Source organism: Mycetocola sp. CAN_C7 (assembly GCF_015752285.1).
GTDB lineage: Bacteria > Actinomycetota > Actinomycetes > Actinomycetales > Microbacteriaceae > Mycetocola_A.
On the sequence record NZ_JADOUY010000003.1, the window covers coordinates 68,895 to 82,940 of the forward strand.

General features: G+C 65.6%; 13 protein-coding genes. 9 read left to right on the plus strand and 4 right to left on the minus strand.

Going from position 1 to position 14,046, the window contains the following annotated elements; all coding sequences use genetic code 11:
- Nucleotides 1-141 precede the first annotated feature (141 nt).
- The 8 genes from IWX78_RS07020 to IWX78_RS07055 all read left to right on the plus strand — a co-directional run bounded on the left by IWX78_RS07020 (nt 142) and on the right by IWX78_RS07055 (nt 9,056).
- Nucleotides 142-630, plus strand: coding sequence for a nuclear transport factor 2 family protein (locus IWX78_RS07020; RefSeq protein ID WP_196832819.1), 489 nt, complete (start codon nt 142-144; stop codon nt 628-630).
- A 250-nt stretch (nt 631-880) separates the two neighbouring features.
- Complete coding sequence (locus IWX78_RS07025) at nt 881-2,266, plus strand: FAD-dependent oxidoreductase (protein ID WP_196832820.1); 1,386 nt, start codon at nt 881-883, stop codon at nt 2,264-2,266.
- Entirely contained in the window at nt 2,259-3,650 is a 1,392-nt protein-coding gene (locus IWX78_RS07030) for an FAD-dependent oxidoreductase (protein WP_196832821.1), read from the plus strand. The genes IWX78_RS07025 and IWX78_RS07030 overlap by 8 nt, the downstream gene beginning before the upstream one ends.
- A complete protein-coding gene (locus IWX78_RS07035) occupies nt 3,647-4,369 on the plus strand; it encodes an SDR family NAD(P)-dependent oxidoreductase (RefSeq protein WP_196832822.1) in 723 nt (240 codons plus the stop codon). Before IWX78_RS07030 ends, IWX78_RS07035 begins: the two co-directional genes overlap by 4 nt.
- A gap of 16 nt (nt 4,370-4,385) precedes the next feature.
- Nucleotides 4,386-5,177, plus strand: coding sequence for an SDR family NAD(P)-dependent oxidoreductase (locus IWX78_RS07040; protein ID WP_196832823.1), 792 nt, complete (start codon nt 4,386-4,388; stop codon nt 5,175-5,177).
- 44 nt (nt 5,178-5,221) lie between these two features.
- Nucleotides 5,222-6,556, plus strand: coding sequence for an MFS transporter (locus tag IWX78_RS07045; protein ID WP_196832824.1), 1,335 nt, complete (start codon nt 5,222-5,224; stop codon nt 6,554-6,556).
- Between the two features lie 365 nt (nt 6,557-6,921).
- Nucleotides 6,922-8,166, plus strand: coding sequence for an FAD-dependent oxidoreductase (locus IWX78_RS07050; RefSeq protein WP_196832825.1), 1,245 nt, complete (start codon nt 6,922-6,924; stop codon nt 8,164-8,166).
- An 89-nt stretch (nt 8,167-8,255) separates the two neighbouring features.
- Complete coding sequence (locus IWX78_RS07055; RefSeq protein WP_196832826.1) at nt 8,256-9,056, plus strand: IclR family transcriptional regulator; 801 nt, start codon at nt 8,256-8,258, stop codon at nt 9,054-9,056.
- A 50-nt stretch (nt 9,057-9,106) separates the two neighbouring features.
- Here the strand turns inward: IWX78_RS07055 and IWX78_RS07060 are convergent, their stop codons facing one another.
- From IWX78_RS07060 to IWX78_RS07075, 4 genes are read right to left on the minus strand one after another with little or no spacing between them, the layout of a single operon-like run.
- Nucleotides 9,107-9,523, minus strand: coding sequence for a MarR family winged helix-turn-helix transcriptional regulator (locus IWX78_RS07060; RefSeq protein ID WP_196832827.1), 417 nt, complete (start codon nt 9,521-9,523; stop codon nt 9,107-9,109).
- 2 nt (nt 9,524-9,525) lie between these two features.
- The gene (locus tag IWX78_RS07065; RefSeq protein ID WP_196832828.1) at nt 9,526-10,272 is read right to left on the minus strand and encodes a maleylpyruvate isomerase family mycothiol-dependent enzyme; all 747 of its coding nucleotides are present in this window, start codon (nt 10,270-10,272) and stop codon (nt 9,526-9,528) included.
- 2 nt (nt 10,273-10,274) lie between these two features.
- Nucleotides 10,275-11,111 (minus strand): fumarylacetoacetate hydrolase family protein, encoded by an 837-nt coding sequence (locus IWX78_RS07070; protein ID WP_196832829.1) that lies wholly within the window; start codon nt 11,109-11,111, stop codon nt 10,275-10,277.
- Nucleotides 11,108-12,199, minus strand: a complete 1,092-nt coding sequence (locus tag IWX78_RS07075; protein WP_196832830.1) for a cupin domain-containing protein — start codon at nt 12,197-12,199, stop codon at nt 11,108-11,110. Before IWX78_RS07075 ends, IWX78_RS07070 begins: the two co-directional genes overlap by 4 nt.
- 193 nt (nt 12,200-12,392) lie before the next feature.
- On the opposite strand from IWX78_RS07075, the gene IWX78_RS07080 reads away from it, so the two are divergent.
- Nucleotides 12,393-14,000, plus strand: coding sequence for an FAD-dependent oxidoreductase (locus IWX78_RS07080; protein ID WP_196832831.1), 1,608 nt, complete (start codon nt 12,393-12,395; stop codon nt 13,998-14,000).
- Nucleotides 14,001-14,046 lie beyond the last annotated feature (46 nt).

Here is a 14,046-nt window from a genome sequence, read left to right on the forward strand (position 1 = left end):
AGAAGCGGCGGAGCCATCAGCCGCGTCGTCCCGGCCTGCGGAATGCTGGACTATTCGTCCCGTTCGACCGGTACTGTTCCTGCACACCAACGACCTCCGTGCTCACGCGCGGTGGTCGCACCGCGTCCAAAGGAGAGCGCCGTGAATGATCCATCTGTCAATGACCTATCGGGAGCGAGGCTCGGCGATCGAGTTCAGATCGCCGACCTGCTTGCCGTCTACTGCGAGAAACTCGATGATTACGACATCGACAGCGTCGCCGAGGCTTTCACCGAGGACTGTGTTTTCGATCCGGGCCCCGGCAATGGTGGGCCTCGAACCGGACGGGATGCGATTTTTCCCGCCCAGAAGGTGCGGATGGGCATCTACCGCCGTACTCAGCACCACCTCGGGCAGAGTCGCATACGATTCGACGGCGAGGACGCGGCGAACGGCCTCACCTCCGTCATCGCCTGGCACCAACGGTGGGACGGAAGCGTTGGCACCGCGCGGCTCCGCTACGACGACCGGTTCGTCCGCCGCAGCGGTCTCTGGCTGATCGCCGAACGACGACTGATCGAGCTGGGGGTCGAGGGATTCGCGGAGGGAACGTGGAACCCGTCCGGGAGGAACGTTCCCCACGGCAGGTGAACATGCGTATTTCCGCCTGTAAGAAAAGGTCTGGCAGAACGGGTCGCACCCAACAGGCGCTGATCCCCGTTCCTGGCTGGAAAGACCGAGATCTAGCACTCCTCAGGATGCTGATCAGGTTCACGTCGCCCCAGGCTTGCCAGTCACTTTCTGCTGGCAAGAAATAGCGACTGGTCGCAGAAGCGGTTGGCTTAGAGTCGCTCAACACCGACGCTGTTGCGTCGGCTGGTTGAGACACGAAGGAGTGTCGATGGAAAACCCCTCGAATTCAAGCGCTGTGGATGTGGTCGTGCTCGGCACCGGTATCGCCGGGCTGAACGCCGCTCTGACCGCCGTCGAGAGCGGCGCCGCCGTTCGCGTGATCGACGCGGCCGAGACGCCCGGCGGCTCGTCGCAGCTGAGCGCTGGCATGTACTGGACCGCGCCGGATGTGGTCGCGCTTGAACGCCGCATCCCGCTCGGAGACAAGCGGCTGGGCGCACGCATCGTCGCCGACTACGACGGCGGCCTCTCCCGGCTCCGCGACTCAGGCGTGCATGTCGCTTCCGAACCAACGCGCGACGTCATGACCTTCGGGGTGGGGTACTCCTTTGACGTGAAGGAGCTGCTCGCGCGGTTCCGTGCGCGGATCACCGCGGGTGGCGGTGAGATCAGCCTCGCGACACGGGTCACCGGCATCCGTCGCGACGGAGACACGTTCGAGATCGACACCGAGCAAGGCGAGCGGTGTGAGACGCTCACCGCCGGCGCGCTGGTGATCGCCACCGGCGGGTTCCAGGGTTCACGCTCGATGCTCGCCGAGCACATGGGTCCATGGGGCGACCGCTTGCTGCACCGTGCCAATCCCACGAGCAACGGAGCCGGCCTCGAACTCGCGACGTCGCTCGGCGCCGGTACCGCCGGAAACTTCTCCAGTTTCTACGGGCACCTGATGCCCTCACCATTGGACGCTCCACTGATCCGTGAGCAGTTCCTTCCGTTCTCGCAGTACTACTCCGATAAGTGCCTGTTCGTGAACCTCGACGGCCGGCGATTCACCGACGAGACCCTCGGTGACGAGATCATCAACCAGGACCTGCTCTTCCAGCGCGAAGCCCGCGGCGTGCTCATCTTCGACGAGAAAGTGCGGCGCGAAGATGCGACCGCTGAGCCGTTCCCGAATCTCGGTGTACTCGACCGTTACCAGGTCGGGATGGATGCCGGTGCGAGGCATGTCGACGCGGATTCCCTCGACGACCTCATCGCGCAGGCGGGCGTCTTCGGCATCGACCCGACCGTTCTCGCCGCGACCGTCCGCGCCTACATCGACGCAGTAGCGACCGGATCAGCTGAGGCAGACGGCGTGCCAGTCTCCCCGAACGCGCGGCCGCCGCAGAACGGACCGTTCCACGCCATCGAGGTGCAGCCCGCTATCACTTTCACTTTCGGCGGCATCCGTATCGATGACCAGGCGCGCGCACTCGACGCGGCAGGGCAGCCGGTGAGCGGACTCTTCGCGGCAGGCGCCGACATCGGTGGGCTGTCGAACTCCGGATACGCCGGCGGCCTCGCGCCCGCGTTCCTCACCGGCGGCTGGGCCGGAGCATCCGCCACCGCGTACCTTTCCACCCTGAGCACCGGATCCGACCATGACTGAGCGCACCGAGAACGCCTACGACGTCGTCATCCTCGGCGCCGGCATCGCGGGTCTTTCCGCCGCTGCCCACGCCCGTGAAGCGGGACTCGAGGTCGCGGTGCTCGAGAAGCGTTCGGTGATCGGCGGGTCCAGCGCCATGAGTGGCGGATTCTTCGCGTTCAGTGGCACCGACGAGCAGGCGGCATCCGATGTCACGGATTCCGAAGAGCTCTTCCTCAAGGATCTCCGCGATGCCGGAGGCGGGCACAGCGACGAACGGTTGTTGCGCGCGTACCTCGACGCACAGACCGATGTCTACCACTGGATGAAGGCGCGGGGCATCCGGTTCGGTCCGCTCGAGCAGAGTTCAGGGCAAAGCACTGCCCGCAGTCACCTCACCCCGATCAAGGACGTGCTCCGCGCGCTCGCAGACGGCTTCGTCGCCGACGGAGGAACGCTGCTGTTCGAACACGCTGCCACCTCGCTGCTCCGGGAGAACGGCCGGGTCGCCGGTGTGATCGCGGATGCCCCGGATGGCGTGGTCACGTTCGGCGCCCGAATCGGCGTGATCGTCGCGACAGGAGGATTCAGCCGCAGTGCTGAGCTGCTCGGCATCTTCGCGCCCGAACAGCGCGCGGCGATTCCGTACGGCGGCCCCGGCAACACCGGCGACGGTCTTCGGATGGCCTGGAAGCTGGGAGCAGGAGTCACCGACATGTCGTTCATCTCCGCCACGTTCGGCTCGCATCCCGACACCGGAGAGGATTTCCACGAGTTGCTGACCGCCTATTACATGGGTGCGATCGTGGTCAACGAAAACGGAGACCGGTTCATCGATGAGTCGTCCTCGTACAAGACCATCGGGGCTGCCTGTCTGAGGCAGCCGAACGGCATGGGCTTCGAGATCTTCGACTCGACCGTACGGGCGCTCTCACACGACGGGGTTCCTCTCGCGGACATCGGTGCCCTCGAACGCATCGGGCACGTACACAAGGCGGACACCCTCGAGGAACTCGCCGCGCTCGCCGGCATCGATGCCGCCGGCCTGACAGCGACGGTGGAGAGCTACAACGCCATGGTCGCGGGAACGGCGGCCGATCCATTGGGGCGTACCGGGCTCGTCAACGGTGTCGGTCAGCTCGTCCCCGTTGCCCAGGGCCCGTTCTACGCTTACCCGGCCAAGTCGCTGATGACCTCTACCTACTGCGGACTCACCATCACGACGAAAGCCCAGGTCGTCGACATCGACGGAGACATCATCGACGGCCTGTATGCCATTGGTGAGGTGACCGGTGGATTCCACGGTGCGGCATACATGACCGGCACATCGCTCGGAAAAGGCGCTGTCTTCGGGCGCATCGTCGCCGCACACCTCGCCGCTCAGCGCGAGCGAGCGACCGCATGAGCCGCGCACAGCGGGCCGTCGTCGTCGGCGCCTCGAGTGGAATGGGCGCGGCAATCGTCGACGGGCTCACTGAGGCGGGTTTCGCCGTGGTCGGACTCGACCTCGCCCAGGCGACATGGCCCGAGAGCAGCAGGGCCGCGCATCGCCTGGCGATCGACGTCACCGATGCGGACTCGGTCCACAAGGCGATCGGCGAGGCTGCCTCGGTGCTCGGGGGTCTCGAAGTCGTGGTGAATTGCGCCGGCATCCTCGGCCCGGTCGCCCCGACGACGGAGACGACCCAGGCCACCTTCCAGCGCATCATCGACCTCAACCTCGGCGGGGCATTTGCGGTGACCAGGGCGGCGCTCGACCACCTTCTACCGGCCGGCTACGGCCGGATCGTGCACATCGCCTCGATCGCCGGCAAGGAAGGCAACCCGCAGATGGCTGCATACTCCGCGTCGAAAGCCGGGGTCATCGGCATGGTGAAGGCGATCGGCAAGGAGTATGCCGCGAGCGGGGTGACGGTCAACGCGATCGCCCCCGCCTCGATCGAGACGCCGCTCATCGCCGCGATGACCGAGGAACGCCGGGCGATCCAGCGCTCCCTCATCCCGATGGGTCGATTCGGGACCGTCGATGAAGTCGCCGGACTCGTCGCCTACATCACCTCACCAGAGGCATCCTTCACCACCGGATTCGTCTACGACATGTCCGGCGGGCGGGCCGACTATTGAGAACCGGAGAACTCCTATGACTGAACTGCGAAGCGCTATCGTCTCCGGCGGGGGCGGCGGAATCGGAAGCGTCGTCGCGCATCGACTGGCCGAGCTCGGCTATGTCGTCGTCGTCGCCGACGCGAACTCCGAGGCCGCCGAGCGCGTGGCATCCGCTCTGCCCGTCATCGATAGAGGCGCGCATGCCGCTGTTTCCGGTGACCTGACCGATGTCGACGTCAATCGAAAGGCCGCACGGGCCGCAGCAGCGATGGCCCCGATCGGCGTGCTGGTCAACGCCGTCGGAATCTCGCCGAAGGACAACGGTCGCAAGCGCCCCTTCTTCGATGTCAGCGAGGACGAGTGGGACACGGTGATGGCGGTCAACGTCAAAGCGCCGTTCCTGCTGATCAAGGAGGCGTACGAGCACATGGCGCAGGATGGTTCGGCGAGCATCGTTAACATCCTCTCCATCACGTCGAAGCTCGGCTCCGGCGGGCTGCCCGGCGACGTTTTTCCGCCCTTTCTGCCGTCATCCGTCGCTTACGGAGCGTCGAAGGCGGCGCTGCAGAACCTCACGGCGTCGCTCTCCCGCGAACTGTCGTCACGGCGCATCCGCGTCAACGGGGTCGCCCCCGGTTTCGTCGCGACCGCGATGACCGGCGGAATGCCGGACGCCGAGACCATTCAGATGACGACGCAGGTGCCGATGGGCCGGTTCGGTCAGCCGCACGAGGTCACCGATGCGATCGAATTCCTCATCAGCGACAAGGCCTCGTACATCACCGGCACGAGCCTCGACGTGAACGGCGGTTGGCTCACCTGCTGAGCCGGCTGCATCTCCCTCCCCTTCTACCAATAAGGACAAGGTCAATGACGACTACCACTGAGGCTCCATCTTCGCCGAAACCTGCAGGTAAGCGCAGCTCCAACCAGGCCAAACGGTCGTCGCTCGCCGGTTTCTTCGGCGGCGCGCTCGAGTACTACGACATGTACATCTACGCCTCGGCGTCCGCGCTTGTCTTCAGCCGGGTTTTCTTCCCTGACTCGGGTGCGACCGGCCTGCTGTTATCGCTCGCCACCTACGGCGTGGCCTATCTGGCGCGGCCGCTCGGCGGTTTCCTGGCCGGACACTTCGGTGACAGGCTCGGCCGCAAGAACGTCATGATCGCGACGCTGCTCGTGATGGGCATCGCGACCTTCCTCATCGGATGCCTCCCTGCCTACGACACCGTCGGCATCCTCGCGCCGATCCTGCTCGTCGTGCTACGGCTCGCACAGGGCCTGTCCGTCGGAGGTGAAGCCGCCGGTTCAACCTCCCTGACACTCGAACATGCCCCCGAGGGCAAGCGCGGGCTCTACACCTCATGGATGCTCAATGGCATCTGGGTCGGCTACATTCTCGCGACCTTCGCGTTCCTGGCCGTGGCCACCCTGCCCGAGGATCAGCTGTTGTCCTGGGGCTGGCGCCTGCCATTCTGGATGAGCGCGATCATCGTCGTGTTCGGTCTCATCATCCGCCGCACGATCGAAGAACCCGAGGCGTTCACCGACAAGAAGGCGAACAAAGAGATCGCGCGCGCTCCGATCAGTGAACTTCTGCGCCATCAGCCGCTCGACGTCGTCCGGGTGATCTTTGCCGCCCTTCTCATCGTGATCAGCTCGGTTGTTCCCGTCTACGGACTGACCTACGCGACCAACGTCATCGGGATCCCGTCGAGCACCATGTTGTGGGCTGCGATATTCGGCTACGCGACCGCCCTCATCTCGCAGCCGCTGTTCGCGAAACTAAGCGACCGCATCGGCCGCAAGCCGGTGCTCATCGCCGGCAACCTCATCGGTGCGGCGTCGGTCTGGCAGTTCTTCTGGGCGGTCAGCCAAGCTAACATCCCGATGATCTACCTCGGCGTCTTCCTCTGCATCACCATCGGCTTCGGCTGCGCGAACGCCGTCTACCCCGTCTTCTTCAGCGAGATGTTCAACGTGAAGTTCCGCGTGAGCGGCATGGCCATCGGACTCCAGATCGGAATCGTCCTCTCCGGATTCGCCCCGTCGATCATCCAGGCCCTCTCTACAGCCAACGACAACGCCTGGTGGCCGGCCTGTGTGTTCACGACCGCAGCATGCCTCATCTCGGCGATTGCTATCTCGACGGCCCGCGAGACTCACAAGGTTCCGCTGGACCAGCTGGGCTCGCGCAACCTATAGAACGCGGGAATCGCGACGGATGAGCTGATGCCGCGGTGCGGTTGCGCTTCATCCGTCGCGATTGCTCGTTTTCGGGCGCAGAATCCGACATTGGCGACGGATGAGCTGACGTGACGGATCGGCTGCGGCGTTCATCCGTCGCTTGTGCCGGCTTCCGAGCGTGAAATCCGACAAAAGTGACGGCTGAGCGGATGCGTCGGCCGTCCACCACCCCCCCCGATTCTGTAGCACAGAAGAACCCCGCCAAGCGCAGAAAATGGGTTCAGGCTGTATCCATCGCTAAAGCGACAGCTCAACGTCGAGTCCCTGCCGGGACGCGGCATCCGAACCACCACTCCCGCATCACGATGAAGTCAGGCAGGAACATGACAGAGACCACCCAGGACGTGCTGATCGTCGGCGGAGGAATGGCCGGACTGGCCGCCGCATTCACGCTCCGTGAGAACGGGGCATCGGTCATGCTCCTCGAGCAGGCGGCCGAATTCGGCGAGGTGGGAGCGGGCCTGCAGCTCGCCCCGAACGCCACCCGGCTGCTCAAGAAGTGGGGATTGCTCGACGAGGTCCTCGCCGTCGGTGTCACCCCCGATCACGTCGCCTTCAAGGACGCCCGCACCGGAGAGCCGCTGCTCAGTCAGGACGTCACGGGCGTCTTCGCCGACACCTATGGGGCTCCCTACGTCGTCGTCCATCGCAGCGACCTGCACCGGGTGCTGCTCGAGCGATGCCGTGTCGCCGGGGTTACTCTCATCAACAGCGTCACGATCGAGAACGTCGTCACCACGGGTGATCAGGCCATCGCGACAGCCGCCGACGGAACCATCTACCGCGCCGGCGCCGTTCTCGCCGCCGACGGGCTGAAGTCGCGGTTGCGCACGCAGATCTCCGACGATGAACCGATCTCCTCCGCGTACGTCGCCTATCGCGGCACCGTGCCTACCGCCGGCCTGCCGAGTGACCAGCTCATCAACGACGTAACCGTGTACTTCGGCCCGGACTGCCATATGGTGCAGTACCCGCTGCGGGGCGGAGAGCTACTCAACACCGTCGCTGTGTTCCGGTCGAAGTCGTTCGAGAGCGGCATCGAGCAGGCGCCGGGCCTCGAGGAACTGCAGGAGGCATACGCGGGTTGTGTGCCTCACGTACAGGAGTCCCTGAAGCACTTGTGGCACGGCATCCGCTGGCCGATGTTCGACCGTGAACCGATCGAGCAGTGGGTCGACGGACGGATGCTCCTCATCGGCGACGCCGCCCACCCGATGCTGCAGTACCTTGCGCAGGGTGCCTGTCAGGCGCTCGAAGACGCCGCCGCGCTGCAGGAACTCACCCGCGGCACCGTATTCGTCGACGGTCGCGTGAACGTAAGCGCCTGGCGGCAGGTGTTCGACGAGTTCACCGAAATTCGTCAGCCGCGTACGGCCCGCGTGCAGACCGCCGCGCGGGTGTGGGGCGAATCGTGGCACGTAGACGGCCTGCCCCGCCTGCTGCGCAACATGCTGTTCAAGGCGAGCAACGACGACGTCTCCCCGCATACCGACTGGGTCTACGGCCACGCGCTGGAGTCGAGTATCGACGCCGTAAAGGCAGCCCGCCCGGTCGCGGCTTCCGTCTGACCCAGCGCCATCCGCTCCTTTCTGTTCCGGAGAATCCGCGGCAGCCAAGCGGATGTCACCCCCGCAATGATCGTGGATAGGCTTCCGTCATGCAGAACAAAGAGGTTTACCGTCGTCCGACGTATGCAATCACGTCGGTCGACCACGCCTTGCGGTTGATCCAGATTCTGCGCGACACGGGTCAGCTGCGGGTCTCCGATGCGGCGACCGAACTCGGCATCGCCCCATCGACCGCGCACCGGCTGCTCGCCATGCTGGTCTACCGGGGATTCGCCGTGCAAGACGACTCGCGGTCCTATGCACCTGGCCCGGCGCTTGGGGCGGCACCGTCGAACGTGCCGTGGACGCGAGCGCTGCGATCCCTCGCATATCCGCACCTCGAACTGCTCGCCGACCGGCTGAATGAGACGGTGAACTTGATGTTCCGAGTCGGCGGAAAGGTGCGCTTTCTCGTGAGCGCGGAGGCGTCGAACGTGCTGCGGGTCGGCGACCGCACGGGGACGGTTCTGGACGCGCGCTCTGCATCAGGGGGCAAGGCGATTCTCGCCGAGGTGGACCGGAGCATTCTCGAACGGCTGTACCGCAGCAAGTCCGCCGAACTTTCTGGGGAGGCGATGGCTGACCGCGACTTCGTGCGGCTGCTCCGGGAGCTCGACCAGGTCAAGGCGAAGGGCTACGCGGTGAACATGGGCGAGACCGAGTCCGGCGTGTTCGCGCTCGGGATGAGCCTGCGCGACCGTTCGGGTGCCGCGATCGCCGCGTTCACCGTGGCGGTACCGACGCAGCGTTCCGGGATGCTGCAGACGGAGCGGGTTCTCGCGCTGGTCGCCGAGACCCGGCGTGAAATCGAGGCGGAGTTGCACGGAGTGGAGCTCGACACTTCGGAGTGACACTGCCGATCGTTGCTCACGAGCTCGGGGCGCGTCAGCTTTGTGACTCGTCACCCAAGCAGGGAGCGGAGGGCATGACGCAACTCGGTGCGCTCGGGCGCGCTGAGCCGGTGCGTCAGCGTTGCATCCATCTGCTCCACCCGCGGCGCGAGCGTGGCGAGGCAGGCGCGGCCGGACTCGGTGATGCTGAGGGCGTTGCGCCGACGATCGCTGTCAGCGCGGGCGCGTTCGACGAGACCGCGGCGCTCCAGGCGTGCCACGACATCGGCGATGGTCGACCGGTCGAGGTCGAGTTCTCTTCCGAGTTGAGCCTGACTGGATCCCGGCTCGGCGGCGATCAAGTCGAGCGCGCCGAACTGCACGCTCGTGACCTCGGCCGATACCACCTCGTTCCACAGTGCGAGGTGCGCCTGCTGAGCCCGGCGCAGGAGGAAACCAAGGCGCTCGTCGGCCGCGGCGGCACTCACAGTCAGAGCCAGCGCGGTGCGGCAGGGATGTCGCCGGCATCGGCGGCGATCCCAGCGCCCCCACGACCGGTCGCCCATGCGGCCAGGTCGGCGGCCTTGCCTCTCAGAGTGACCGACGAGGCAGCGCTCCCCGTCGTCACGAACTCGGCCCGATCTGACGGCGCCAACACGAACGACGGAAGGGACTCGGCATCCCGTCGCTTGTCCCACGCGCCGAGCACATCGACCAGCAAGCGGTCGACGAACCCGGCGGGGAAGTCGGCGAAACTTCCGCCGTTGTCGAGGTCGACTGCGTGGATCCATACTTCTCGGGCACGCATCCAGATCGTCTCGGACACCGGTACCTCACGTCCCTGCGCCGTCCGGATCACGTGCGACCAGGCATCCGGTTCCAAGTCGCGCCACTCCACGTTAAGGTGGATGGCTGCATGGTCGGAGAGGTTGCGAAGAGCCTGCACCGGCAGCGTCGCCGAGAACTCGATGTCCTCATTGCGCTGGGTCGGGGAACAGTACATCGGCGTCTCGACACCGGTCGTCGCCCACTCGGTCAGGTTGGTCAGCGCCCTCGCATTGAGGCCGACGTGGGCGATGAGGTGTCGGCGGGTCCAGCCGGCCAGCGCAGACGGCTCGTCGAACTCGGCATCGCTGAGCTCGTGAAGTTTGCGCGAGAAATACGCCTGCCCTCGACGGGTGAGGAGCAGCTGCTCACGCAGAACCGGGTCCTGCGTCTTGTCGTCGCGAGCGGCCATGGCTACTGCTCCGTGACAACGGCGTTGCGCTGAACGCCCAGGCCCTCGATACTCGTCGACAGCACGTTGCCCGGCGCGAGGTATCGCGCGGGCTTGCGGGCATGGCCGACTCCACCGGGAGTGCCGCTCGCGATGACGTCGCCCGGTTTCAGGGTGAAAATCTGAGAAATGTACGACACGAGCGCTTTCGGGTCGAAGACAAGGTCGTCGGTGGGGGTCGACTGAACCACCTCGTTATCCACCGACGTGCGAAGTTCGCCGCCGAGCGTGAACTCGTCGGCGGTCACGAGGTACGGGCCGAACGGAGTCGTGTTCTCGAACGTCTTGCCCTGGAACCACTCCGGGCTGCGGTACTGGTAGTCGCGCATGGTCACGTCGTTCAGCACGGCGTAGCCGGCGATGGCAGCGGATGCCTCGTCGCCGGAAACACGGCGAGCGGGTGCCCCGAGAACGATGGCGAGTTCACCCTCCCAGTCGACGTGGTCGGCCGCGTGAGCCGGCAGCGCGATCTCGTCGTTCGCACCGATCAGCGCCTCCGGGTACTTCGCGAACAGGGTCGGGAATTCGGGCAACTCGCGGCCCATCTCACGGATGTGGTTGGCGTAGTTGAGCCCGACGCAGACGACCTTGGACGGGTTGGGCACGACGGGCGCCCAGTCCTGCGGGGCGATCGCGTCGAGGGTGTGACGGGTGCCGGATGCTGACGTCGCGATCGTGCGCCAGTCGCTGTTCGCGAGCAGGGCTCCGACATCGGTGTAGCCGTCGATCTCCACAGCGGCGGTCTCGTCGACGCGTACGGCAACAGTTGAAGTGGCAGTGCGCAGGGTGGCGAGTTTCATCGGATCTCCTTGTCGCGCCCGGGCACGAATGTGCGGGCGAAGTTGAGACGGTCCATGATCGGGCCGTCGTTGAAGCGGAATAGATCGAACTGGTCGTTGTCGGCGTGCAGAGACCAGGGCACCCAGCTCGGCACCACGAAGAGGTCGCCCTTCTCGAGCTTGTGCTCGGTCTCGCCGAGCACGACGGTGCCGGTGCCTTCGAAGACCTGCCAGACCGATGAGCCGACTTCGTGGGTCGGCAGGGTCGCAGCGTTCGCGCGCAGACGGTGGAACTCGCAGCGGATCGTCGACATAACGTCACCACCGGTCGTCGGGTTCGTGTATCGAATGGCCGCGTGACCCGGAGCGACAGTGGCGGCGAAGCCCTCGTCCTCGAGTTTCAGCTGTTCCCGCAAGGCGGCATCTGTGTGTTCCCAGCGGTACGCCGACAGCGGGGAAGAGCGTTTCTCGTCAAGAACGGAGAGGGGGCGCAGGCCGGGGTGGGCCCACATGCGCTCGGAGCGAGAGACGGCGGGGGATGCCTCGTCGGTGACGCGCTCAGATCCGAACTCGAAGAATCCGACATCCATGTAATTGCTGAACGGGATGTCGAGGCCGTCGATCCATGCCATCGGGTTGGGGGTGTCGTTGTGGTGGCCGTGGAAGTTCCAGCCCGGGGTGAGCAGCAGGTCGCCGCGGCGCATGGCGACCGGGTCGCCGTTGACGACCGTCCAGACGCCTTCGCCCTCGACCACGAAGCGGAAAGCATTCTGCGAGTGACGGTGCTCGGGCGCGGTCTCGTGCCCGCCGAGGTACTGGATGGCGCCCCAGAGGGTCGGCGTGGCGTAGCCGGTGCCGGGCAGTCCGGGGTTGACCAGTCCGACGGCTCGCCGCTCGCCGCCACGGCCGACCGGGACCAGCTCGCCGGAGCGTTCAGCCAGGTCGAACAGGGTCTTCCAGCGCCAGACGAATGGGATCGCCTGGGGGGAAGGGATCATCGGCATGAGGTCGTCGCGTTGCGTCCACAGCGGTGCCATGTCGTTTGCTTCGAAGTCGCGGTAAAGCTGTTCGAGCTCAGGTGTGTCGGCGGTGCCGTCCATCTGCTCCATTGCAGTCCCTTCGTCGGTGCAGGAATCGTCAGTGCCCCAACGATAGGTCCCGGGTTCGCTTCAGGAACGGACGATTCTGCTGCACAGAATGCGCCCGGCGGATGCCGCAGGGTCCCGTAACTTCGACCGCACGGCAGCATCGCGTTCCGTTCCCGACCGTCACGGCGGTACCCCGACACGAAGGAGTGTCCTCTTGTCATCGACACACACCGCACCGACCACCATCTCCGATGTTCTGGTGATCGGAGCAGGGGGGTCCGGCCTGACCGCAGCGATCTCGGCTGCGACGAGCGGCTCCACCGTCACCGTGTTGGAGAAGTGCGAGCAGGTGGGTGGGTCGACGGCGATGAGCGTCGGTTCGTTCACCGCAGCGAACACCTCGTACCAGTACCGTGCCGGCGTGAACGACTCGATCGACCTGTTCATCGAAGACATGAAGGTGGCCAACGGCGCCGATGAGGAGCGCGAGAACAAGCCGCTGCGTCGCATCCTCGCCGAGAACGCCGGGCCGACCGTGGAGTGGTTGTCGAGCATCGGGGTGCAGTTCCTCGGTCCGACCCCAGAGCCGCCGTACGAGAAGCCGCGCATGCACAACGTCATCCCGAACTCGCGCGCTTATGCCACGACGTTGCTCGCCGAGTGCCGCAAGCGTGGTGTGAAGATCGCGGTGAACGCCCGGGTCGAGACGCTGGTGAAGAACGCGGCAGGTGAGATCATCGGTGCCCGCGCAGGCAACCGAATCTTCCTCGGCCGACGGGGCGTCATCCTTGCCACCGGTGACTATTCGGCATCCGCTGAGATGAAGGCCGAGTTCGTCGACGAGGCGGCCGCGAAGGTGAGCCCGGTCAACCCCAATAACACCGGCGACGGCTTCAAGCTCGGCGTTGATGTCGGGGGAGTGCCCACGCAGATGGACCGGCTTTACGAGGGGCTGCGCTTCTTCCCGTCGAAGCGGCCGGATGCCATTAAGGCGATGCCGACGCATCCGCTCCTCTCACGGGGCATGCGTCTGGTGTCGGAGAAGATCCCGAAGATTATGGCATTCATCGCCCGTGGCGCCTTGACCAGCTGGGTCGCGCCGAACAACACGATGTATCGTGCAGGGGCGATCCTCGTTGACGATGCCGGACGCCGGTTCGCCAACGAGGACAGCGACAAGCTGCTGGCCCGCGGTATCGCAGCCGGGTCGAACAGATCGTTCGTCGTCTTCGACCAGACCCTGGCCGAGAAATTCTCGGCGTGGCCGAACCCCGTGTCGACCTTCCCCGGTGTCGCATACGCCTACGTGAAGGACTACAAGACCTACCGGCCAGACGTCTACTTCCAGGCCGACACGATCGAGGAGCTCGCCGAGAAGATCGGTGTCGCTCCGTCGACGTTGCGGGGGACGGTCGATCAATGGAATGACAACGTGCGCTCGGAGACCGACCCGGAGTTCGGGCGCGAGCACTTCGGCAGCGGTGTCACCCGCGGTCCGTTCTATGCCCTTGGCCCGCTGGGGGCGTTCATCACCCTGGCCGACGGCGGGCTGGATGTCGATACGCAGCTGCGTGTCGTCGACCGCCAGGAGCAGGTCATCCCCGGACTCTGGGCAGCCGGCTCGACCGGTCAGGGCGGGTTGCAGTTGCTGAACCACGGACTGCACATTGGCTGGGCGATGGTCTCGGGCAGGATCGCGGGTCGGCATGCGGCGCAGAGTCCGGTGCGCTCGGACCTGGCCGCAGTGGCGGATGCCGGGTCGGTGCTGGGCCGCAAGCTGACGCGCGACGTGCTGAAGGAAACGTCCCCGCTGGTCGAGTAGAGGCGAAGGCGTGTGGCTGATGCCGCCACCGCGAACTCAGACTTCG

Coding starts and splice junctions, on each gene's coding strand:
- IWX78_RS07045 (WP_196832824.1), top strand. CDS start 5,222: ATGACGACTACCACTGAGGCTCCATCTTCGCCGAAACCTGCAGGTAAG.
- IWX78_RS07025 (WP_196832820.1), top strand. CDS start 881: ATGGAAAACCCCTCGAATTCAAGCGCTGTGGATGTGGTCGTGCTCGGC.
- IWX78_RS07030 (WP_196832821.1), top strand. CDS start 2,259: ATGACTGAGCGCACCGAGAACGCCTACGACGTCGTCATCCTCGGCGCC.
- IWX78_RS07055 (WP_196832826.1), top strand. CDS start 8,256: ATGCAGAACAAAGAGGTTTACCGTCGTCCGACGTATGCAATCACGTCG.
- IWX78_RS07070 (WP_196832829.1), bottom strand. CDS start 11,111: ATGAAACTCGCCACCCTGCGCACTGCCACTTCAACTGTTGCCGTACGC.
- IWX78_RS07040 (WP_196832823.1), top strand. CDS start 4,386: ATGACTGAACTGCGAAGCGCTATCGTCTCCGGCGGGGGCGGCGGAATC.
- IWX78_RS07050 (WP_196832825.1), top strand. CDS start 6,922: ATGACAGAGACCACCCAGGACGTGCTGATCGTCGGCGGAGGAATGGCC.
- IWX78_RS07075 (WP_196832830.1), bottom strand. CDS start 12,199: ATGGAGCAGATGGACGGCACCGCCGACACACCTGAGCTCGAACAGCTT.
- IWX78_RS07035 (WP_196832822.1), top strand. CDS start 3,647: ATGAGCCGCGCACAGCGGGCCGTCGTCGTCGGCGCCTCGAGTGGAATG.
- IWX78_RS07065 (WP_196832828.1), bottom strand. CDS start 10,272: ATGGCCGCTCGCGACGACAAGACGCAGGACCCGGTTCTGCGTGAGCAG.